The 20189-nt window shown below is 75.9% G+C and carries 18 protein-coding genes; 9 read left to right on the top strand and 9 right to left on the bottom strand.

The genetic code is table 11. The annotated features are described in order from the left end of the window. Positions 1-113: 113 nt before the first annotated feature. Both murA and ABTW87_RS05510 read left to right on the top strand, forming a co-directional pair. Positions 114-1469: a UDP-N-acetylglucosamine 1-carboxyvinyltransferase gene (gene murA, locus ABTW87_RS05515; protein WP_350648776.1), complete on the top strand. Its 1356-nt coding sequence runs from the start codon at positions 114-116 to the stop codon at positions 1467-1469. Positions 1470-1542: 73 nt separating this feature from the next. Further along, on the top strand, positions 1543-2136 hold the full coding sequence (locus ABTW87_RS05510) for a DUF3043 domain-containing protein (RefSeq protein WP_350648774.1): 594 nt from the start codon (positions 1543-1545) through the stop codon (positions 2134-2136). A gap of 56 nt (positions 2137-2192) precedes the next feature. On the opposite strand, the gene ABTW87_RS05505 is transcribed toward ABTW87_RS05510, so the two are convergent. Both ABTW87_RS05505 and ABTW87_RS05500 read right to left on the bottom strand, forming a co-directional pair. Then, entirely contained in the window at positions 2193-2501 is a 309-nt protein-coding gene (locus tag ABTW87_RS05505) for an AzlD domain-containing protein (RefSeq protein WP_350648772.1), read from the bottom strand. Further along, a complete protein-coding gene (locus ABTW87_RS05500; RefSeq protein ID WP_350648770.1) occupies positions 2495-3277 on the bottom strand; it encodes an AzlC family ABC transporter permease in 783 nt (260 codons plus the stop codon). The genes ABTW87_RS05505 and ABTW87_RS05500 overlap by 7 nt, the downstream gene beginning before the upstream one ends. 67 nt (positions 3278-3344) lie before the next feature. Here ABTW87_RS05500 and ABTW87_RS05495 point away from each other — a divergent pair, with 67 nt between their 5' ends. Continuing rightward, positions 3345-3905, top strand: coding sequence for a helix-turn-helix domain-containing protein (locus tag ABTW87_RS05495; RefSeq protein ID WP_350648768.1), 561 nt, complete (start codon positions 3345-3347; stop codon positions 3903-3905). Here the strand turns inward: ABTW87_RS05495 and ABTW87_RS05490 are convergent. From ABTW87_RS05490 to ABTW87_RS05480, 3 genes are read right to left on the bottom strand one after another with little or no spacing between them, the layout of a single operon-like run. Beyond that, positions 3851-4864 (bottom strand): ABC transporter ATP-binding protein, encoded by a 1014-nt coding sequence (locus ABTW87_RS05490; RefSeq protein ID WP_350648766.1) that lies wholly within the window; start codon positions 4862-4864, stop codon positions 3851-3853. The two genes, ABTW87_RS05495 and ABTW87_RS05490, sit on opposite strands and share 55 nt — an antisense overlap. Further along, complete coding sequence (locus ABTW87_RS05485; RefSeq protein WP_350648764.1) at positions 4861-5679, bottom strand: ABC transporter permease; 819 nt, start codon at positions 5677-5679, stop codon at positions 4861-4863. The genes ABTW87_RS05490 and ABTW87_RS05485 overlap by 4 nt, the downstream gene beginning before the upstream one ends. Further along, positions 5672-6523, bottom strand: a complete 852-nt coding sequence (locus ABTW87_RS05480; RefSeq protein WP_502891529.1) for an ABC transporter permease — start codon at positions 6521-6523, stop codon at positions 5672-5674. Before ABTW87_RS05480 ends, ABTW87_RS05485 begins: the two co-directional genes overlap by 8 nt. 231 nt (positions 6524-6754) lie before the next feature. Between ABTW87_RS05480 and ABTW87_RS05475 the strand changes: the two genes are divergently transcribed. Continuing rightward, positions 6755-11479 (top strand): WG repeat-containing protein, encoded by a 4725-nt coding sequence (locus tag ABTW87_RS05475; protein ID WP_350648760.1) that lies wholly within the window; start codon positions 6755-6757, stop codon positions 11477-11479. A gap of 58 nt (positions 11480-11537) precedes the next feature. Here the strand turns inward: ABTW87_RS05475 and ABTW87_RS05470 are convergent, their stop codons facing one another. Beyond that, positions 11538-12017 carry a quercetin 2,3-dioxygenase gene (locus tag ABTW87_RS05470; protein WP_350648759.1) on the bottom strand — a complete coding sequence of 160 codons (480 nt, stop codon included), beginning with the start codon at positions 12015-12017 and terminating at the stop codon, positions 11538-11540. A gap of 105 nt (positions 12018-12122) precedes the next feature. On the opposite strand from ABTW87_RS05470, the gene ABTW87_RS05465 reads away from it, so the two are divergent. Further along, a complete protein-coding gene (locus ABTW87_RS05465) occupies positions 12123-12794 on the top strand; it encodes a TetR/AcrR family transcriptional regulator (protein WP_350648758.1) in 672 nt (223 codons plus the stop codon). 30 nt (positions 12795-12824) lie between these two features. Continuing rightward, entirely contained in the window at positions 12825-13823 is a 999-nt protein-coding gene (locus ABTW87_RS05460) for an aldo/keto reductase family protein (RefSeq protein ID WP_350648756.1), read from the top strand. 60 nt (positions 13824-13883) lie between these two features. Here ABTW87_RS05460 and ABTW87_RS05455 read toward each other — a convergent pair whose 3' ends face one another. Together ABTW87_RS05455 and ABTW87_RS05450 are read right to left on the bottom strand one after the other, a co-directional pair. After that, entirely contained in the window at positions 13884-14681 is a 798-nt protein-coding gene (locus ABTW87_RS05455) for a site-2 protease family protein (RefSeq protein ID WP_350648754.1), read from the bottom strand. Next, a complete protein-coding gene (locus tag ABTW87_RS05450; protein WP_130328051.1) occupies positions 14681-14881 on the bottom strand; it encodes a hypothetical protein in 201 nt (66 codons plus the stop codon). The genes ABTW87_RS05455 and ABTW87_RS05450 overlap by 1 nt, the downstream gene beginning before the upstream one ends. A gap of 146 nt (positions 14882-15027) precedes the next feature. Between ABTW87_RS05450 and ABTW87_RS05445 the strand changes: the two genes are divergently transcribed. From ABTW87_RS05445 to ABTW87_RS05435, 3 genes are all read left to right on the top strand, one after another. Further along, positions 15028-16920, top strand: coding sequence for a bifunctional adenosylcobinamide kinase/adenosylcobinamide-phosphate guanylyltransferase (locus ABTW87_RS05445; RefSeq protein ID WP_350648752.1), 1893 nt, complete (start codon positions 15028-15030; stop codon positions 16918-16920). Further along, positions 16910-17683 (top strand): adenosylcobinamide-GDP ribazoletransferase, encoded by a 774-nt coding sequence (locus ABTW87_RS05440; protein ID WP_350648750.1) that lies wholly within the window; start codon positions 16910-16912, stop codon positions 17681-17683. Before ABTW87_RS05445 ends, ABTW87_RS05440 begins: the two co-directional genes overlap by 11 nt. Positions 17684-17749: 66 nt before the next feature. Beyond that, positions 17750-19045, top strand: coding sequence for a DUF2314 domain-containing protein (locus ABTW87_RS05435; protein WP_350648749.1), 1296 nt, complete (start codon positions 17750-17752; stop codon positions 19043-19045). A 9-nt stretch (positions 19046-19054) separates the two neighbouring features. Here ABTW87_RS05435 and gcvT read toward each other — a convergent pair whose 3' ends face one another. Continuing rightward, complete coding sequence (gcvT, locus tag ABTW87_RS05430) at positions 19055-20185, bottom strand: glycine cleavage system aminomethyltransferase GcvT (protein ID WP_350648747.1); 1131 nt, start codon at positions 20183-20185, stop codon at positions 19055-19057. Positions 20186-20189 lie beyond the last annotated feature (4 nt).

The following is a 20189-nucleotide window of genomic DNA, read 5'->3' as shown; positions in this document are numbered from 1 at the left end:
GCTATGCTGCCGGGGCGACGACACCGGGGCCCCGGTTAGCGCCGCCACCTTCGCGGGTAGCAGGACACCCGCCCACCATCGACACGGCACCACCCGACGCGCTGGAGGTTGCGTTGACCGACGACGTCCTGGTCGTACACGGAGGCACTCCGCTGGAAGGGCGGATCCGCGTGCGCGGCGCGAAGAACCTGGTCTCCAAGGCGATGGTCGCCGCGCTGCTGGGTGACAGTCCGAGCCGGCTGTACGACGTGCCGAAGATCCGTGACGTCGAGGTCGTCCGCGGGCTGCTGGGCCTGCACGGCGTCAAGGTCACCGACGGCGACGAGGACGGCGAGCTGATCTTCGACCCGGCGAACGTGGAGAGCGCGAGCACCGACCAGATCAACGTGCACGCCGGCTCCAGCCGGATCCCGATCCTCTTCTGCGGGCCGCTGCTGCACCGGCTGGGCCACGCCTTCATCCCCGACCTCGGCGGCTGCCACATCGGTCCGCGCCCGATCGACTTCCACCTCCAGGCGCTGCGGGAGTTCGGCGCCACCGTCGACAAGCGGCCGGAGGGCCTGCACCTGTCGGCGCCGAACGGCCTGCACGGCACCAAGTTCGCCCTGCCGTACCCGAGCGTCGGCGCCACCGAGCAGGTGCTGCTGACCGCGGTGATGGCCGAGGGTGTCACCGAGCTGCGCAACGCGGCCGTCGAGCCGGAGATCATCGACCTGATCTGCGTCCTGCAGAAGATGGGCGCGATCATCAAGGTGCACACCGACCGGGTGATCGAGATCCAGGGCGTGCCGAAGCTGCACGGCTACTCGCACCGCCCGATCCCGGACCGGATCGAGGCGGCGAGCTGGGCGGCCGCCGCCCTGGCGACCCGCGGTCACGTCGAGGTGCTCGGCGCGGAGCAGGCCGACATGATGACCTTCCTCAACATCTTCCGGTCGGTCGGCGGCGAGTACGAGGTCACCGACGCCCGCCCGCCGCGCCTCGGCGACCCGGGCCAGGAGGGCGGCATCCGTTTCTGGCACCCGGGCGGGGAGCTGAAGTCGGTCGCGCTGGAGACCGACGTGCACCCCGGGTTCATGACCGACTGGCAGCAGCCGCTGGTCGTGGCGCTGACCCAGGCGCGGGGCCTGTCGATCGTCCACGAGACGGTGTACGAGCAGCGGCTCGGCTACACCGAGGCGCTCAACTCGATGGGCGCGAACATCCAGGTCTACCGGGACTGCCTCGGCGGCACGCCGTGCCGCTTCGGCCGGCGGAACTTCAAGCACTCGGCGGTCATCGCCGGGCCGAGCAAGCTGCACGCCGCCGACCTGGTCATCCCCGACCTGCGCGCCGGGTTCAGCCACCTGATCGCGGCGCTGGCCGCCGAGGGCACCTCCCGCGTGTACGGCGTCGACCTGATCAACCGCGGCTACGAGGACTTCGAGGCCAAGCTCGCCGACCTCGGCGCACACGTCGAGCGGCCGTAACGTCCACCACTGACGCTGGGGTCCGGCGCACCGCGATGTGCACCGGGCGCCGGCGCTTGGCTACCCTTGCCGCGTGTCGCTGTTTCGCCGCAAGTCCACCGACCTCGTCGACGAGGCCACCACCTCCGTGACCCCGGAGGAGGAGCCCGCCGCCCGCTCCCGCGGCTACACCCCCGCGAAGGGGCGCGAGACACCCAAGCGGCCCGCCGCCGGGCGGCGCCCTCCGACGGCGACCAAGCCGTTGACCAAGGAGGAGCAGCGGGAGCACCGGCGCAAGCTGCGCGCGGAGGCTGCCGCGGACTTCCGGCGTGAGGGCGGCCCCCGCGACCGCGGGCCGGAGCGGCTGCTCGCCCGCAACGTGGTCGACTCCCGGCGTACGGTCGGCACCTGGTTCTTCGGCGGTGCGCTGGTGGTGCTGATCGGCTCGAACCAGGCAATGCCCCCGGCGATCCAGCTGGCCTCGAACCTGCTCTGGGGCGTGCTCGCCCTGGCCGTGATCGTCGACTCGATCCTCATCGCACGGAAGATCAAGAAGCTGGTCCGCGAGCGGTTCCCGAACACCGGCCAGCGGATGGGCTCGCTCTACCTGTACGCGATCATGCGGTCGCTGACCTTCCGCCGGATGCGGGCGCCCGAGCCGCGCGTCAACATCGGCGACCCGATCTGACCGCTCGACGACGACGGCCCCTCCCGCTGCGGGAGGGGCCGTCGTCGTCGAGGGGTTCACTCCACGCCGAGCAGCCGCAGCAGCGCGGTGGTGCCGGCGGCGGCGAGCACCACCAGCACGAACGGCGCCCGACGCCAGGCCAGCAGCACTCCGACCAGCACGCCCAAGGGGCGGGCCCAGCCGGCGAAGCGGCCGGCCTCGGTCAGCGCGGCGGTCGCCGCCAGGGCGGCGAGCAGGGCCGCCGCGCCGACCGGCAGCAGCAGCCGGGACCACTCGGGCAGGTCGAGCCGGTCGCGCAGCAGCACACCGGCGACCCGGAAGCCGTACGTTCCGGCGGCCAGCGCCAGGATCACGGCGATTAGCACGACTCCCCCTTCCCGCGTACCGGCCGCCCCGCGGTGGTGACGGCCTCGGCCGCTTCGTCGTGCGGCCCGCCGGTGTCCGGGGCCGGCCGACCGGCCGCGGCCGCCCGGCGTGCGTTCCGCAGTGCGAGGACCGCCGGACCGGCCAGGGCGAGCAGCACCGGCAGGCCGGCGGGCAGCAGCGGGGTGGCGAGCACCGCGAGCACCGCGCCGGCCAGCGCCACCCGGCGGGTGTCCCGGTCCCGCAGGGTCGGCATCAGCAGGGCGATCAGGCCGGCCGGGAAGGCCGCGTCCAGCCCGAGCGCGGCCGGGTCGCCGGCCACCCCGCCGGCCAGCACCCCGAGGACGGTGCCGAGGTTCCAGGCGAGGAAGAGCAGGACACCGGCCAGCCAGAACGCGCGTCGCCGGGCGGCGCCGGCCGGCCGCGCCAGCGCGAAGGCGGTGGCCTCGTCGGTCATCAGGTGACTGCCGAGCAGCCGGCGCCAGACCGGGCGCCCGATGCTGTCGGCGAGGGTCAGCCCGAACGGCAGGTGCCGCGCGTTGAGCAGGAGCCCGGCGAGGACGGCGGCCAGCGGGCTGCCGGCGGCCACCAGCCCGACCGCCATGAACTGCGCGCCGCCGGCGTAGACCAGCACGGACATGGTGACGGCCGCCCACGCCGGGACGCCCGCGGCCACGGCGACCGCCCCGAACGAGGCGCCGACCGCGACCATCGCCGCTCCGATCGCGGCGACGTCGCGGACGATTGCACCGTCCGGTGTTCGCTGTATCGTACGCATGGTTCTCAATGATGAACGCGACCCGATGCGGTCGTCAAACCGAACGAGTGGACCGATGGAGCGAACAATGTCCGCGGAGCCGGCTCCCCCGCTCGCCACCATCGCCGCCGCGCTGCGGCGCGAGCGGGAACGGGTCAACATCTCGCTTACCGAGCTGGCCCGTCGGGCCGGCATCGCGAAGTCGACGCTGTCCCAGCTCGAGTCCGGCGTCGGCAACCCGAGCGTGGAGACGCTCTGGGCCCTCGGGGTGGCGCTCGACGTCCCGTTCAGCCGGTTGGTCGAGCCGCCCGACCCGGCCGTCCGGGTCGTCCGGGCCGGCGAGGGTCCACGCATCCGCTCCGAGCACGCCGAGTTCACCGCGACGCTGCTCAGTTCCGGGCCCGCCCACGCCCGCCGGGACATCTACCTGATGGAGCTGGAGCCAGGCACCGTCCGCACCGCCGAGGCGCACACCGCCCGCAGCGTCGAGCACGTCGTGGTCGGCGCCGGGCGGCTGCGGATCGGGCCGGAGCCGGAGCTGGTGGAGCTGGGCCCCGGCGACTACGCCGCCTTCCCCGGCGACGTGCCGCACCGCTACGAGGCCCTGGCCCCGGGCACCTTCGCCGTGCTGGTCATGGAGCACCCCTGAGGGTCACCGCGGTACAGGCGCGCGACCACGTCCTCGATGCCGGGCTCGACGATCGAGACGTCGCGTAACGCGCCGAGACCGGCGAGGGCGGCGACCACCTCGGCGACGCCCGCCGACTCCAGCGCGTACACCAGGCGGTGCCCGTCGGCCTCGACCCGCTCCAGTGGCGCGCCGGGCAGCACCGGCGGCCGGGCCGGCGCGGTGTCCAGGTCGGCGACGAGCAGCCGGCGCGACCCGTACCGGCGGTGCAGCGCGGCGATCGACCCGTCGTGCACCACCCGGCCGCGGTCGACCACGACCAGCCGCGCGCAGAGCCGCTCGATGTCGGCGAGGTCGTGGGTGGTCAGCACCAGGGTGGTGTCGCCGGCCCGGCCCAGCTCACCCAGGAAACCCCGGACCGCCTGCTTGCTGACCACGTCCAGGCCGATCGTCGGCTCGTCGAGGAAGAGCACCTCCGGCCCGTGCAGCAACGCGGCGGTCAGCTCCCCGCGCATCCGCTGCCCAAGCGACAGCTGCCGCACCGGCACGTCCAGGAACCCGTCCAGGTCGAGCAGGCTCCGGCAGCGCCGCAGCCGGGCCGCTTGGACGTCGGCGGGCACCCGGTAGACGTGCCGGAGCAGCGCGAACGAGTCCCGCAGCGGCAGGTCCCACCAGAGCTGTGAACGCTGCCCGAAGACCACCCCGATGCGCAGCGCGAGGCGGGTCCGGTCCGGCACCGGGCGCAGCCCGCACACCCGGGCCGTCCCGCCCGACGGCGTGAGCACGCCGGTGAGCATCTTCAACGTGGTCGACTTGCCGGCGCCGTTCGGCCCGATGTAGCCGAGCATCTCGCCACGGGCCACCCGCAGGTCGATGCCGTCGACGGCGGTGACCCGCCGCTTCTCCCGACGCAGGCGGCCGGCGCGGACCCGCACCGTGAACTCCTTGCGCAGCCCGTCGGCCACGATGACATCGCTCATGACCCCGTACTCCGGTAGTGGCGGACCCCGGTGCGCCAGGCCAGCGCGGCCAGCGCCGCCGCGACCAGCGCGACCGCCGGCGCGGCCCAGCCGGCCACGGCCGGCAGGCCCAGCGGGTCGGCCCGGCCCAGCAGCGCCAGCGCCGGGTGGTAGCTGACGAAGGCGAGACCCAGACCGTACGCGAACAGCGCGCGGAACCACCCGCCGTAGACGGTGACCGGGTACGAGGTGAAGTCCCGCCCGCCGTAGGTGACCGAGTTGGCCAGCTCGCCCGAGTCCACCCAGAAGAACGAGACGGTGGCGGTGGCGACGAAGACCGAGCCGAAGAAGACCACCCCGGCCAGCGGGGCCACGACCGCCAGCACCGCCCGCGCCGGGGTCCAGTCGATCCCGGCGGAGGCCAGCGCGACGGCGAGCACGGCCACACCGAACACCGCCCGGGACACCTTGCGCAGCGGCAGGTCCATCAGCAGGAGCTGGGGCAGGGCGCCGAGCGGGCGGACCAGCACCGCGTCGAGCAGCCCGGTACGCACGTACCGCGGCAGCCGTTCGATGTTGCCGACCAGCAGGTCCGCGGTGGCGAACGCGGCGGAGGAGAGCCCGACGATCACCAGCGTCTCGGCGAGGGTGAAGCCACCCAGCTCCCGGGTCACCCCGAAGATGACCAGGACGGTGACCACGTCGAAGACGGTGGAGCCCACGTTGCCCAGCAGGTCGACGACGAACGACGTCCGGTACGCGGCCTGCGCGCGGGCCTGGGCGCCCAGCAGCGCCCGGTACGCCGTGAGCGCGCCGCCGGACCGTGGCTCAGCCACCCTGCACCACCAACCGGTGCTCCGCGCGCCGCTGCACCCACCGGGCGGCGAGCAGGATCAGCGCGGTCCAGCCGGCCTGCAACCCGACCAGACCGGCCTGCACGCCGGTCGGGTCCCGCTCGACCAGCACGTCGAGCGGGGTCTGCAGCAGGCTCGGGAACGGGGTGCCCAGCCACAGCGCGAGCTGCAGCCACTCCGGGAGGAAGCGCAGCGGGAAGTAGAGGCCGGCGAGCACGCCCGCCCCGACCGTCCAGAGGATCATCGGGCCCCGGACGTCGTGCAGCCAGTACGCGGTCGCGTTGACCAGGAACCGGCAGCCGAAGCAGAGCACCACGGCCAGGGTCACGGAGATCGCGAACAGCGGGACGGTGGCCCACCGAGCCGGCAGGTGGACCTCGAAGAAGAGCGGCCCGATCAGCACCGGCGGCAGCATCCGGACCAGCGCGGCGTGCCCGGCCCGACCGAGGTCGGTGGCGAGGTACGCGGTGACCGGATGCACCGGCCGGAGCAGGTCGGCGGCGATCTCGCCGGAGCGGATCCGGTCGGCCAGGTCCGTCCAGCCCCAGAGCAGGATCACGGCGAGCAGGCCCTGGCTGGCCCAGACGAACGTGGCGAGCTGACCCCGGTCGTACCCGGCCACCGTGCCGGCCGCCCCGACGGCCGCGAGCAGCACGTAGCAGCGCAGGAAGCCGAAGACGACGTTGGTGGCCAGCCCGGCGACCGAGGCCTGACGGTAGGTGGCGTAACGTCGAAAGCCCGATCCGGTTATAGCCTTAAATGTCCGGAACCATAGGATAACGTTTGATGCCCGGGACGGTGCCACAGTGGCGGTGACCGAGCCCACGCCGCTACCCTCCTTCCGCAGCTACGCCATGCCGGGACGGGGGACTCTACCGGTGGGTGGGGCACCCAGCGCGACAATTTGCAACGAGGTGACAATCGCCGTGAGCGAGCGGACGCGAGCCGGCCACCGGGGCGCGGCCGTGAGCGAGCGGACGCTCCTCGGGCGGTCCGCCGTGCCCGCTCCTGCGGGGCGCGGCCGCACCGTCGCGCGAGCCGGCGACAGGTCGCGCAGATGAGTCGCGGCTACGGCGACCGGTGGCACGACCCCGCCGAGCCGTCCTGGGTGGTCGAGCCGACGAACGAGTGGCACCCCCAGTTCCCCGGCCAGCGCTACCCCGGCGACATCGGCATCGAGCATCCCCCACCGCCCGCCCCGCGCGGCCGGGCCGCGGTGGTCGGCCGGGCCGAGGTGCCCCCGCTCGCGCCGACCCGCCCCGACGGCACGTACCTGGGCCGGTCCTGGAACGACGAGCCGGACGGCCGCCGCGCACCCCACGACGACCGGCACCCCGGCGACGACATGTACCGGCGCCCGGCCGACGAGACGCACCACCGGCCCGGCGACGAGATGTACCGCCGCCCGGCCGACGAGACGTACCACCGGGCCGGGGACGAGATGTACCGCCGCTCGCCGGGCGACCCGGCGCGGGCGGACGACCGGGGCCGCCGGCCGGAGTCGCGCAACGCCCGCAGTGGCGCCGAGCCCGGCCGGGGCGTCGACCACACCGGCCGCGGACGCTACGACGAGCCGGGCCGGTACGACGACCGCTACGCCCGGCGTGAGCCGGGCGGACGCGACCGGCCGGTCTCCCCCGCCGGCCACCTGGACGCGGGCTGGCTGCCGGAGCCGGACGAGGACCGGTCCCGGGGGCCGGACCGCGACGCCGGCCGTCCGGGCGGGGCGGAGCCGCGCCGGACCCGCTACCCCTGGGGACACTCGGGCGCGGGCGAACGGGGACGGCCCGCCGAGGAGTATCCGGACCGCCGCGACGGCGGGCCTCGGGACCACTCCACCACCGGCCCGCGGGAGCGCGGTCCCGGTCCGCGGGACCGGGCCGTGGACGCCCGCGGCGCCCGCCCGGCCGACCGGGGCGTCGACGGTACGCGTGACCGCGCCGTGGACGGCCGGTGGAACCGGCCCGCCGACGGACCGGGGTACCGGCACGCCGACCGTGGGTCGCAGCCGGACCGGACACACGACGACCAGCCCTGGCACGACGGCAACCGTCCGGCCGAGCCGTGGGCGGCACACGGCACGCACGCCGAGCCGTACCCGCAGCACCGCCCGGGTCGCCCCGGGGCGTACGACGGCCCCGATCGTCACCGCGAGGCCACACCCGGCCCGGACCGCCGGCCCGACCGCTACGGCCCCGAGCAGCCGCACCGGCGGCCCGAGGCGGGCCTGCCCTGGCCACCGCCCGGTCCCCTCCGCCCGGGCCCCGAGCGCGAGGCCGCCCGGCGCGGCGAGCCACCCCACGGGCCGCACGCCAGGCCGGTTGACCGCCGGCACCCCGAGGGCCCGCCCGAGGTGCGACCGGCCGCCGGGCCCCGCCCCGCCGGCGCGCCCGTCTCCGTTCCACCGTCGCAGCCGCACGACCGACCGGTCGCCGGCGCGCCCGGACGTCCGGTCTCCCCCGCCCACCCGTCCGGCGCCCCGGAGCACCGGGCCCCGGGCCACACGCCCGGCCACGACACCCGGCCGGCGCCGGTCGCCGGTGACGCGGGCCGGCACCCGGTCTCCCCGGCACCCGGCCGGCCGGTGTCGCCGGCTCCGAACCAGCTCGACCACGCCGCGCCTCACCCGTACGGACCGGACCGGCCCGTCTCCCCCGCACCCGAACGCGGCCACGCCCGACCCGTCTCCCCCGCACCCCACCCGCAGGGACCGGCCGCACCACACGGACCGGACCGGCCCGTCTCCCCCGCACCCGAACGCGGCCACGCCCGACCGGTCTCCCCGGCATCCGGCCCGTACCGGCCGGTGGACCCGCCGGCCGTCCGGCCGGTCTCCCCGGCGGCACACCACGACGGGCACGTCACCGACCGGCCCACCGCGCCGGCCCCCGGCCCGCGCCCGGTCCCCGAGCAGCCCGGCGCCGCGGACTCCGCCACCATGTCCCGGTCGACGCCGGCCATCACCCCGTGGAACCCGCGGCGCTACGTCCCACCGCCGCCCTCGGACCAGCCCGCCGCCGAGCCGCCGCCCACTCAGCGGCGCAACGGCCCGGCCGCCTGGTTCGCGCCGGCCGCACCGTCGCCCGACCCGGAGCCGAGCTCCTCGCCGGCGGTACCCGAGCCGGTTCCCGCCGATCCGGCCGCGCCGCCAGAGCCGGCCGAGGCGACCCCAGCGCCGCCGTCCGTCCCGGCGCAGGCCGCTCCGGCGCCGACACCGGACCACGCACCGGTCGCTCCAGCGCCGATGCCCGACCCGGCGCCGGTATCCGACCCGGCTCCGGCGGAGTCGGCCGGGCTCGACTCCCGACCGGCCGTGCCGGTGTCCGCACCACCCGCCCCGCCCCCGGCCCCACCGGCGGAGGTCGCGCCGGCGGGCCCGGAGGCGGACGTGGCGGCTCCGTCCGCCCCGGTGTCCGCCCCACCGGCCCCGGACCCACGTCCGCCGGTCGAACCGGCGTACGCGCCACCGGCCCTGCCGGTCGAACCGGCGTACGCGCCACCGGCCCTGCCGACCCAGGTGTCCGCGCCGCCGGCCGGACCGGCCCCGGTCGCCGCGCCGCCGGCCGGCCCGCCGCAGGCCGGTGACCGCGTCGCCGCGCCGTCCACGCCCCCGCCGGTACCGCGCCCGGAGCCGGACGCCACGACCCCCGACCGACCGGATCACCTGCCGCACGCCGACGACCCCGCCGCCGCACCGCCGGCCCGTCCGGAACCCGACGTGCCGCCGCCGGCCGAACCGCCGCCGCCGGCAACCACGCCGGCCGAAACGGCAGCGGGGTCGCATCCGGACGCCCCGGCCGCCACCCTGCCGACGCCCGCCGGTCCCCGCGCGAAGCAGTCCGCCGCACCGGCGCCACCCACGCCGGAGCCGGCACGTGCGGAAGCGGCGACACGGGCCGAACGGGCCACCGCACCCGCCCAGCCCCTCGCCACCACCACGCCGCCAGCCGCGACCGACCCGGCCGACCCGCCACAGCCGGCCTCGTCGGCCCACCTGGCCGACTGGGCACGCTCGGCCGAGCAGACACATCCGGCCGCGGCGACCCACCTGGCCGACCTGGCACACTCGGCCGACCTCACGCATCCGGCCGAACCAGTCGATCCGGCCCGCCCGCCCGATCCGGCCACCGCACCTGCGGCCGGTTCGGCGCCCGCCGATCCCGACGTCGCGTCCACCGACCCGGTGTCCGCGCGGACGGCCGCGGTCGCCGCTGCCCCGGCCGCCGACGCGGCACCGGCAAACGCGACCGGATCGGCGTCGCCGGCCCGGGTCGAACCGGTGCCGACGTTCGACCCGGCCCAGCCGGTTCCGCCGGTCACCACGAGCGCCACCGGCCCCACGGGATCCTCGCCGGAACCAGCGGCCGCGGCGGCCGGAGAGCCACCGGACGCCGGCCGGTCCGGGGCGACGACGGCCGCGCCGGACGAGGTGACGGACCCGGCACCGGACAGCGCGGCGGATGCCGCACCCGCCCAGGTGACCCTGGAGGGCGATCCCGAGCAGGCCCTCGCGACCTACCGTTGGCAGCTCGACCCGGCGACGCTGCGCGAGATCATCACCGATCCCGACGCGTTCCGGACGGTCCGCCGCCGCCTCACCGAGAAGCTCGGCACGGCGGTGGACAACCGGTCCCGCGCGCGTCTGCTCAGCCTGCGGGCGGTGGTGTCGCGGATCGCCGGGGACCTGGACGACGCGCTTGCCGACGGCCGCCTCGCCCTCACGTACGCGGAGGCGACCGGCGAGCTGCGACGGACCGCCCTGGCCCAGGCCCGGCTGGCGCACGTGCTGCGGTGGCGGGGCGAGTACGACGAGGCCGACCGGCTCTTCGCCGAGGCGAACTCGTCGGAGCTGCCCGACCGGCTGCGGGCGGCGCTGCACGAGCACGCGGGGCGGTGCTGTTTCGACCAGGGCCGGCTGATGGAGGCCTGTGCGCACTTCGAGCGTGCGCTGGACCTGCGCGGGTCCGCCGACCCGGAGCTGCTGGCCCGGGTACGGATGAGCCTGGACGCGGTGACCGAACGGGCCGCGGTGACGGGCTTCGGGCCGTACCCCCGGAAGCGGGAGGAACTGCTGGAGCCGGACCGGCCCCCGGTGCCGGCGCGCGACGGAGATCTCTGGGGGTACGCCGACCCGGACGGCGACCTGGTGATCGCGGCGGAGTACGCGGAGGCGCAGCCGTTCCGGGAGGGCGTGGCCTGGGTCCGCCGGCCGGGTGACGACCGCTGGTCGCTGGTCGACCTGACCGGGGCCACCGTGCTGGCGGCGTCCTGGCTGGCGGTCCGCCCGTTCTCCGACGGACTGGCCTGGGTGTCACGCGGCGAGCCCGGCGGCTGGCGCGCGATCGACCAGGGCGGCGAGGTGGTCGTTCCGCCGGGCTTCGCGGAGGTACGCCCGTTCCGGCGCGGGGTCGCCGCGGTCCGCCGGGAGGGTTGGGGCGCGGTGGACCGGGTCGGCCGGATGGTGGTTCCGGCCCGCTACCACGGGTTCGCCACGATGCTCGCCGACGGCCGACACGTCGACGGTTTCTCCGACGAGGGGCTGGCGGTGGTGGACGCCGCCGGCCGGTACGGGGTGGTGGACCGGACCGGGCGGCTGGTCGTGCCGCCGGCGCACGCGGCGGTGGTGGTGCACCCGGTGGCGTTCCTGGTGGCGACGGGCGCCGGGCGGTGGGGTGCGCTGGACCGCCGGGGCGAACCGCTCATCGACCCGACGCACCCGGACCGGGACGGCGTGGTCGCCGAGATCGAGCGGCTGCTCACCGACACCGTGCCGGTGATCTGACCGTCCCATGCCGGGGTCCCGGCAGCTCACGTGCGGTGTCGCCGGTGCCGGCGGTGGGTCAGCGGCCGGGTGGCGGCCCGAGCAGTTCGATGCCGTGCCGGATGGCGGCGTGGCCGAGCGCCGCCGGGTCGATCGGGCCGGCGTCGGGCAGGCGGCGTTCCGGCGCCGGCGTCCCGGCCTCGGCGGCGAATCGTTCGAAGCCGGCGGGAGTGGTGATCTGCAACGCGCGCAGGGGCTCGTCGTCGCCGACCACGAACGTGTGCGGAACGCCGACCGGCAGCAGGACGAAGTCGCCGGGGCCGGCCTGAAGGACCGTGTCGGCGCAGTGGAACAGCGCGGTGCCGGAGAGCACGTAGAACATCTCGTCCTCCACCAGGTGCCGGTGCAGGGGCGGGGCGAAGCCCGGCGGGTTGACGAACTCGGCGACGGTGAGCCGCCCACCGGTCTGCGCGCCGGCCGCCTTGACGGTGGCCAGGTTGCCGAGGAACCAGAACGCCTCTCCCTCGTCGGCACGGAGCACGTAGGGGTGGACGGGCATGTCGCCTCCCGTGGTCGGTCATCGTGATGACGCGGGCCGGTGAATATCTGGCAAGATATTCGATAGCACAGCGTCTAGTGAATACGTTGTTAGTATGACGACGTCATGAGTGAAGTCAAGGACGGGAAGCCGACCCGGCCGTACCGGTCCCGGGTACGGGAGGAGAGCGCGCGACGCACCCGGCAGGCGGTGGTCGCCGCCGCCACCGACCTCTTCGTCGCCCGGGGCTACGCGGCCACCTCGTTGGCCGACGTCGCCGTCGAGGCCGGCGTGGCCCGCCCCACCGTGTCCGCCGCGTTCGGCTCCAAGGCGGCCCTGCTGCGCCAGGTCCTCGACGAGGCGCTCGCCGGCGACGACGAACCGGTGCCGGTGGCCGAGCGACAATGGTTCCGGCCGGTGTGGGACGGACGCACCGGGGCCGAGGTGCTCGACGGGTACGCGGGCGTCTGCACCCTGATCGGGGCTCGCGCGGCCCGGGTGTTCGAGACGGTGCGGCGCGCCGCAGACGGCACGCCCGAGGTCGCCGAGGTCTGGCGGACCCTGCTGCGCAACCGGCGCGCCGGCGCCCGCATGGTGGTCGAGCGGCTGCGCACGTTCGACGAACCGCTGCGGCACGGGTCGGACCCGGAGCGCGCCGTCGACGAGCTGTGGTTCTACAACGATCCGGCGCACTACGGGGCGCTGGTGCTCGACCGCGGCTGGTCCGAGGACGCCTTCCGGACCTGGCTCGGGCGCTGCCTGCGGCACGCCCTGCTGGTCGACCCGGCGCCGGACTGAGCCGCCGCCGTCCGGGCTAGGGTCGGGGGCATGGAATTCCGACACCTGGGCCGCTCCGGCCTGATGGTCAGCGAGATCTCGTACGGCAACTGGATCACCCACGGCTCGCAGGTCGAGGAGGAGGCGGCGTTCGCCTGCGTCCAGGCCGCCCTGGACGCCGGCGTCACCACCTTCGACACCGCCGACGTGTACGCGGGCACCCGCGCGGAGGACGTCCTCGGCCGGGCCCTGCAGGGCGAGCGGCGCGAGGGGATCGAGCTGTTCACGAAGGTGTACTGGCCGACCGGGCCGGGCCGCAACGACCGCGGCCTGTCCCGCAAGCACATCATGGAGTCGATCAACGGCTCGCTGCGCCGGCTGCGCACCGACTACGTCGACCTCTACCAGGCCCACCGGTACGACTACAGCACTCCGCTGGAGGAGACGATGGAGGCGTTCGCCGACGTCGTCCACTCCGGCAAGGCCCTCTACATCGGCGTCTCCGAGTGGAAGGCGTCACAGATCCGGGAAGCCCACGGTCTCGCCCGCGAGCTGCGGATCCCGCTGGTCTCCAACCAGCCGCAGTACTCGATGCTCTGGCGGGTCATCGAGGCCGAGGTCGTCCCGACCAGCGAGGAGCTGGGCGTCGGGCAGATCGTCTGGTCGCCGCTGGCGCAGGGCGTGCTGTCCGGCAAGTACCTGCCGGGGCAGCCGCCACCGGCCGGCTCCCGCGCCACCGACGAGAAGTCGGGCGCGGGCTTCATCGCCAAGTTCATGACCGACGACGTGCTGACCCGGGTGCAGCGGCTCAAGCCGCTCGCCGAGCAGGCCGGCCTCAGCATGGCCCAGCTCGCGATCGCCTGGGTCCTGCAGAACCCGAACGTCTCCTCGGCGATCATCGGCGCGTCCCGGCCGGAGCAGGTGCACGACAACGTCAAGGCGGCCGGCGTGAAGCTCGACGCCGACCTGCTCAAGGCGATCGACGAGATCGTCGACCCGGTGACCGAGCGGGACCCGGCCCGCACCGAGTCCCCCGCCCAGCGTCCGTGACGCGCGCCGCCGCGGCCGGCACCACGCCGGCCGGGGCGGCGTCCGGCGAGGCGGGGCCGCTCAGCCCTGCCAGAAGCGGATCAGGTCCAGGCCGAGGGAGTACAGGCCCGGAGGCAGGCCGAGGGCGTCGCCGATCGCGAAGACCGCCCCGAAGAACCAGCCGGCGATGCGGGGGCTCCACAGCAGGGCGAAGAGCAGGATGAAGCCGTACGGCGCGAAGAGGTCGTACATCCGGCGGTACGGCGGGCTGAGCCACGGCTGGATCATGTTGCCGCCGTCCAGACCGGGCACCGGAAGCAGGTTGAGCAGGCTCGCGGTGAGCTGGAGGAAGGCGAGCAGCGCCACCGCGGCCCAGAACTCGATCGGCCCGCCGCCGGGCGCCAGCAGCCGGACCGCGGCGACCAGCAGCAGCGTGAACACGACGTTGGTGGCCGGCCCGGCGAGGCTGACCAGGGTGTGTCGCAGCCGGCCCGGGATGGCGTGCCGGTCCACCCACACCGCGCCGCCGGGCAGGCCGATGCCGCCGAGCAGCACCACCAGCACCGGCAGCGCGATGGACAGCAGCGGGTGACTGTACTTGAGCGGATTCAGCGTGAGATAGCCCTGGTGGGCGACGCTGCGGTCACCGGCGCGGAACGCGACGATCGCGTGCGCGTACTCGTGCAGGCAGAGCGAGACGAGCCACCCGGAGACGACGAAGAGGAACACGTCGAACCGGACGTTGCCGATCCCGCGCCAGGTCAGCACCCCGCTGGTCACGAAGAGCGCCACCAGGCCGAGGAACACCGGGCTGGGGCGGAACGCCGCCCGGGGTACGCCGAGCAGCAGCGGCCCGCTCCCCGAACGGTCCCCGGCCATCACTCCGCCGGTGGCAGCAGGCTCATCCGGTACTCCACGCGGTCGTCCTCGACGAGCGCGACCGAGGTGACGCCGGACGCCGCGAGCTCCCGCCAGGTCTGGCCGATCCACGACTCGGCATCCGCCTGGCTGCCGAACTGCTCCGCCGGCCCCTGCGCCGGCTCGCCGTTCGCGCCCTCGTACCGCCAGCTCCACGCCATGTGCGCGTCTCCCCTCGCCGCTGATCCCCCGCCAGACTAGTCGGCGGCGCGGACAACGGCTGCGCGTCGGTTGCGCGCTTGATCGTCCCAGGCGCCGGACGCGGGGCGGAGGGCGGCGGGGCGCCGGGCGGCCTTAAGGTACGGGCATGTCCGTTGACGGGTGGAACACGGTCCTGGTGCTCGGGGGTATCCGGTCCGGCAAGTCCGAGTTCGCCGAGTCCCTGGTCGCCGACGCGCCGGCGGTCCGGTACCTGGCCACCGCGACCGACACCGGGGCCGACGACGAGGAGTGGGCGGCCCGCCTGGCGGCGCACCGGGCCCGCCGCCCGGAGTCGTGGAGCACGGAGGAGACCGCCGGGGACCCCCGCCGGCTGGCCGACGTCATCACCGCCGCCGAGCCGCACGAGACGTTGCTCGTCGACGACCTGGGCGGCTGGGTGACGGTCCTGCTCGACCCGGCCCACCAGCCCGCCGACGACACCGCCACCATCGCCGAGCTGGCCGACGCGGTCCGCTCCTGCCCGGCCCGGCTGGTGGTGGTCAGCCCCGAGGTCGGGCTCTCCCTGGTGCCCACCACCCCGCTCGGGCGGGCCTTCGCCGACGCGCTCGGCGCCACGAACCGCGCGGTCGCCGACGCCGCCGACGCCGTGGTCCTGGTGGTCGCGGGTCAGCCGACCTGGCTCAAGCCCACCCCGACCGCCCGGCCCGGCATCGTGCCCGCGCAGGGCGGGCCGGCCGGCACCGCGCCCGCCGCGGAGCCGCAGGCGCTGCCGGAGGTGCTCACCCCGACCGTGCCGCCCACCACGGCCGTTCCGGACGACGACGGCCGCACCCCCTGGTCGGCACCGACGATGGCCCTGCCGATGGTGGCGACCGGCCTGGTCATCCAGCCCGGCATGGAACTGCCCATGCCCGACGAGTACGCGGGCCCGCAGGCCGTCGACCGGCTGGCCACCCTGGACCTGCCCGGGGCCGGCTTCGGCGTGCTCGACCGTGTGGTCGGGTTCGCCGGCGGCACCCAGGGCACGCCGACGCCCGCGCCGTGGGACACGGTCCGGGTACTGCTCGTGCACGGCGACCACCGGGGCGGCGCCGCCGCCGGCACCGTCCCCGGTGACTCCGCCCGCCGGGCCCGCGCCGCCCGGGCCGGCCGGGGCGCGCTGGCCCGGCTCGCCGCCGAGGCCGGGGCCAGCCTGCAGGTGGTCGACGCGCCGGCCGCCCGTCCGATCGAGGTCGAGCCGGCGCTGACCCCCGACGAGGTCGAGTCGGCGCTGCGTCACGGCTGGCGGCTCGCCGAGCAGGCCGCCGACGCCGGCGTACGCCTGCTCGTGCTCGGCGCCTGCGGTGCCGGCACCGACGCGGCCGCCGCGGCGGTGCTCGCCGCCACCGCCGGCGCGGAGCCGCCCGCCGTGCTCGGCCGGGTGCTCAACGACTCGGGTGAGTACGACGACGCCGCCTGGATGGTCCGCTGCGCGGCCGTCCGGGACGCCCTGCACCGCAGCCGCCACTCGCCGCGGGGCGCCAAGGACATCCTGGCCGAGCTGGGCGGCGGGGACGTCGCGGTGGCGACCGGCGTGCTGCTCGGCGCGACCGCGCGGCGGCTGCCGGTGCTGCTGGACGGTCCGGTCGGAGTGGCCGCCGGCCTGGTCAGCCGGGACCTGGCCGGGCAGGCCCGGCACTGGTGCCTGCTCGCCGACCACGGACGGCACCCGGCCGTGATGCTTGCCGCCGACGTGCTCGGCCTGACCCCGCTGCTCGACCTCCGGCTGGACCTGGGCGAGGGCGCGAACGCGCTGGTGGCGCTGCCGTTGCTGCGCTCGGTGCTGGGGCTGGCGGCGGCGCTTCCGACGCACCCGGCCCTGGGCGGCCCGGACGAGCCGACCGACGAGCCGGACTTCCGCGAGCCGGACCCGGCGGGCCCCGGCCCGACCACCACCGACGAGCCGGACTTCCGCGAGCCGGAGCCGGCCGGTCCGGGCCCGACCACCACCGATCCCGAGCCCGCCCCGCTGGACCCGTCCGGCCGGCGTGCCGGCTGACGCGCGGTTCACCGCCGGAGCCCGGCTGGCGCTGACCACGTTCACCACGCTGCCGGTGCGCGCCGGCCGGATCGACCGTCCGGTGGCGGGCACCGCGATGGCCCTCGCGCCGGCGGTCGGGGCGCTGCTCGGGGCCGTCCTCGCCGGGGTGCTGCTGCTCCTCGGCGCGCTCGCGCCGCCGCTTGTGGCGGCCGGCGTCACCGTCGCCGCCGGGGCGCTGCTGACCCGTGGGCTGCACCTCGACGGGCTGGCCGACACCGTGGACGCGCTCGGGTCGTACCGGCGGGGGCCCGCCGCGCTGGAGATCATGAAGAAGCCGGACGTCGGCCCGTTCGGGGTGGTCGCGCTGGTGGTCGTCCTGCTGGTGCAGGCGGCGGCGCTCGCGGAGCTGGCCGGGCGGTCGGCGCCGGCGGTGCTCGCGGCGGTGGTGACCGCGACCGCCGCCGGCCGGCTCGGGGTCACCGTGGCGTGTCGGCGCGGCGTGCCGGCGGCCCGGCCGGAAGGGCTGGGCGCGCTGGTCGCCGGCACCGTCGGGCCGCTCGCGCTGGCCGCCGCGACGGCCGCCGTCGCGCTGACGGCGGTCGCGGCCGTGCCGGGGCGCCCGTGGCAGGGGCCCCTCGCCGTCGCCGCCGCGCTCGCCGTGGCGGCGGGGCTGCAGCGCCACGTGGTACGCCGGCTCGGCGGCGTGACCGGCGACGTGCTGGGCGCGACCGTGGAAGTGGTCACCACGCTGGTCTACCTGGGACTGGTGTTGTCCGGCTGAGGTGCGCCCGGCCCGGCGGGTAGCGTTCGGTGCGACAGCACCGGCACGGCCATCCCGGGGGAACCCATGCTCATCACGGACGACTTCCTGCCCGTACCGGTCCCGGAGTCGTTGAGCGCGACCTACCTGGTGCCGCTGGCCGGGCTGCCGACGGTGGGCACGAAGACGGCGGTGCAGCGGCTCGCCGGGCGGCTGGCCGAGCCGGTGCACGGGCTCGCCCGGCACATGCTGGACAGCCCGTTGATGAGCGTGGACACCCGGCCGATCCACGAGTTCCCGGAGCTGCCGCCGGACCTGCTCACCGCGTTCGGCGCGACCGAGGCGCAGCTGGCCCGGCTGGCGGCGGCGACCCATCTGGTGGTGGTGCAGGCCGAGTACCGGCCGGGGTGGCCGCCGGCGCACGAGTGGGCGGCCCGGGCGGTGGCGGCGGCGGTCGCCGACACGGTCGGCGGTGACGTGGTGGACGTCTTCGGGCTCCAGTTCCTCGACCCGGCGACCGCGCTGCGCTCGCTGCCGGACGCCGAGGGCCGGATCCGGCTTGTCGACTGGGTGCTCGTGCCCTACTCGTCCGACGCCGACGGGCTCTGGTTCACCACGAAGGGGCTGCGCCGCTTCGGGCTGCTGGAGCTGCAGACGCAGGGCGTGCCGGACCACCTGACCCGGGCCTGGGGCGCGGTGATGACCGGCGCGGCGCGCCGGCTGCTGCGCGACTGGACCGACGGGCTGGCCGGCGAGGAGGTGCCCGCGTTCGTGCAGCTGCCGGTGCTGGCCACGGTCACCGGGCACGACATCGCGGTGGCGTACGGCAATCCCGAGCAGCACGGCGCGACCGCCCCCGTGCTGCTGCGGCTGGAGCTGGACCCGGCGACCGACCCGGAGGCCGACTCGTTCCTCAGCCTGCGCCCACCGGCCGGGTACCCCGGGACCGACGGGCGCTACTACGCCGCCGCCTGCGCGACGCTGTTCAGCGGCATCCAGCCGGACGTGCGGTACGCCCGCTCCGGCGACGCGATGAGCCAGGCGGTCGCCACCGCCCGCGCCTCGCTCGGCGACATCCGCGCCCGGTTCCTCGCCGGCCAGCTGCCGCCGGAGACGCAGCTCGTGGTGAAGTACGGGCTGCCGGGCGACGACGGTCCCGAGTACGTCTGGGCCAGCGTCACGAAGTGGGACACCCCGGAGCGGATCGAGGCGGCAAGCGCCAGCGACGCGAACACCGACCCGACCGTCCGGATCGGTTCCCCGGTCGTCGTGGAGGCGACCGACGTCGTCGACTGGGCGGTGCTGGACGGCACCGGCGTCATCGAGGGCGGCTGGACCCAGGCCGTCCTGGACGCCGGCGAACGCCCCACCCCACCCGTCTGACCCGGTTCCCTACTTCACCGAGGGCTGGACGAACGGTGGGCGGGTCAGGCGCATCGGGGCGCGGCGGCCGCGGATGTCGACCTCGACCTCGGTGTCGTCCGGCAGCGCCGGGGCGGTGTCGATGAGGGCCAGGGCGATGCCCTGCTTGCGCGTCGGGCTGAAGGTGCCGCTGGTGATGGTCCCGACCCGCTCGTCCCCGGCGTACACGGCCATGCCGGGGCGCGGAATCGCCCGGTCGACCGCCTCCAGGCCGCGCAACGTGCGCCGGGGGCCGGCGGCCTTCTCCGCGAGCAGCGCGTCGCGCCCCCAGAACGCCGGCTTGTCCCAGCCGACCGCCCAGCCCGAACGCGCCTGCACCGGGGTGATGTCCAGGGACAGGTCCTGCCCGTGCAGCGGGTACCCCATCTCGGTGCGCAGCGTGTCCCGGGCGGCCAGGCCGCACGCCCGCAGCTCGTACGCCGTACCGGCGGCGAAGAGCGCGTCCCACACCGCGACCGCGTCCCCGGCCGGCACCACCAGCTCGTACCCCAGTTCGCCGGTGTAGCCGGTGCGGCACACGGTCAGCCCGGCCCCGGCGACCGCGCCGCCCGAGAAGCTCATGTACCCGTGCTCGGTGGGCAGACCCAGCTCGCCCAGCAGTTCCGCCGAGCGGGGACCCTGCACGGCGAGGACGGCGTACGCCTCGTGCTCGTCGGTGATCGTGACCGACGGCGGCGCGGCGGCGCGCAGGCGACGCACCACCTCGGCGGTGTTCGCGGCGTTCGGGATGAGGAAGACGTGGTCGTCGGCGTGCAGGTAGGCGATGATGTCGTCCACCACGCCGCCGGTGGCGTCGTCGCAGCAGAGCGTGTACTGCGCCCGGCCGGGACCGATCCGGCCCAGATCGTTGCTCAGGCAGGCGTTGACGAAGTCCGCCGCGCCGGGGCCGGTCACCCGGACCTTGCCCAGGTGGGACACGTCGAAGACGCCGACCGAGGCGCGGACCGCCGCGTGTTCCTTCAGCACCCCGCCCCCGGCGTACTCCAGGGGCATCTCCCACCCGCCGAACGGGGCGAACTTGGCGCCGGCGGCGGTGTGCCGGTCGTGCAGCGGGGAACGGCGCAGCCGGGTCTCGGCGGGGCCGGAGGTCACGTCGGTCATGGGT

Source organism: Micromonospora sp. NPDC126480, assembly GCF_040302465.1.
Taxonomy (GTDB): Bacteria; Actinomycetota; Actinomycetes; order Mycobacteriales; family Micromonosporaceae; genus Micromonospora.
Note: the sequence above shows the minus strand (reverse complement) of the source record. Positions and strands in the feature narration are given on the sequence as shown.

Bases quoted from the DNA above. Each gene is read 5' to 3' on its own strand.
- ABTW87_RS05500 (WP_350648770.1), bottom strand. From the start codon at position 3,277: ATGCGTACGATACAGCGAACACCGGACGGTGCAATCGTCCGCGACGTC.
- ABTW87_RS05495 (WP_350648768.1), top strand. From the start codon at position 3,345: ATGTCCGCGGAGCCGGCTCCCCCGCTCGCCACCATCGCCGCCGCGCTG.
- ABTW87_RS05490 (WP_350648766.1), bottom strand. From the start codon at position 4,864: ATGAGCGATGTCATCGTGGCCGACGGGCTGCGCAAGGAGTTCACGGTG.
- ABTW87_RS05475 (WP_350648760.1), top strand. From the start codon at position 6,755: ATGAGTCGCGGCTACGGCGACCGGTGGCACGACCCCGCCGAGCCGTCC.
- ABTW87_RS05470 (WP_350648759.1), bottom strand. From the start codon at position 12,017: ATGCCCGTCCACCCCTACGTGCTCCGTGCCGACGAGGGAGAGGCGTTC.
- ABTW87_RS05465 (WP_350648758.1), top strand. From the start codon at position 12,123: ATGAGTGAAGTCAAGGACGGGAAGCCGACCCGGCCGTACCGGTCCCGG.
- ABTW87_RS05460 (WP_350648756.1), top strand. From the start codon at position 12,825: ATGGAATTCCGACACCTGGGCCGCTCCGGCCTGATGGTCAGCGAGATC.
- ABTW87_RS05455 (WP_350648754.1), bottom strand. From the start codon at position 14,681: ATGGCCGGGGACCGTTCGGGGAGCGGGCCGCTGCTGCTCGGCGTACCC.
- ABTW87_RS05450 (WP_130328051.1), bottom strand. From the start codon at position 14,881: ATGGCGTGGAGCTGGCGGTACGAGGGCGCGAACGGCGAGCCGGCGCAG.
- ABTW87_RS05445 (WP_350648752.1), top strand. From the start codon at position 15,028: ATGTCCGTTGACGGGTGGAACACGGTCCTGGTGCTCGGGGGTATCCGG.
- ABTW87_RS05435 (WP_350648749.1), top strand. From the start codon at position 17,750: ATGCTCATCACGGACGACTTCCTGCCCGTACCGGTCCCGGAGTCGTTG.
- gcvT (WP_350648747.1), bottom strand. From the start codon at position 20,185: ATGACCGACGTGACCTCCGGCCCCGCCGAGACCCGGCTGCGCCGTTCC.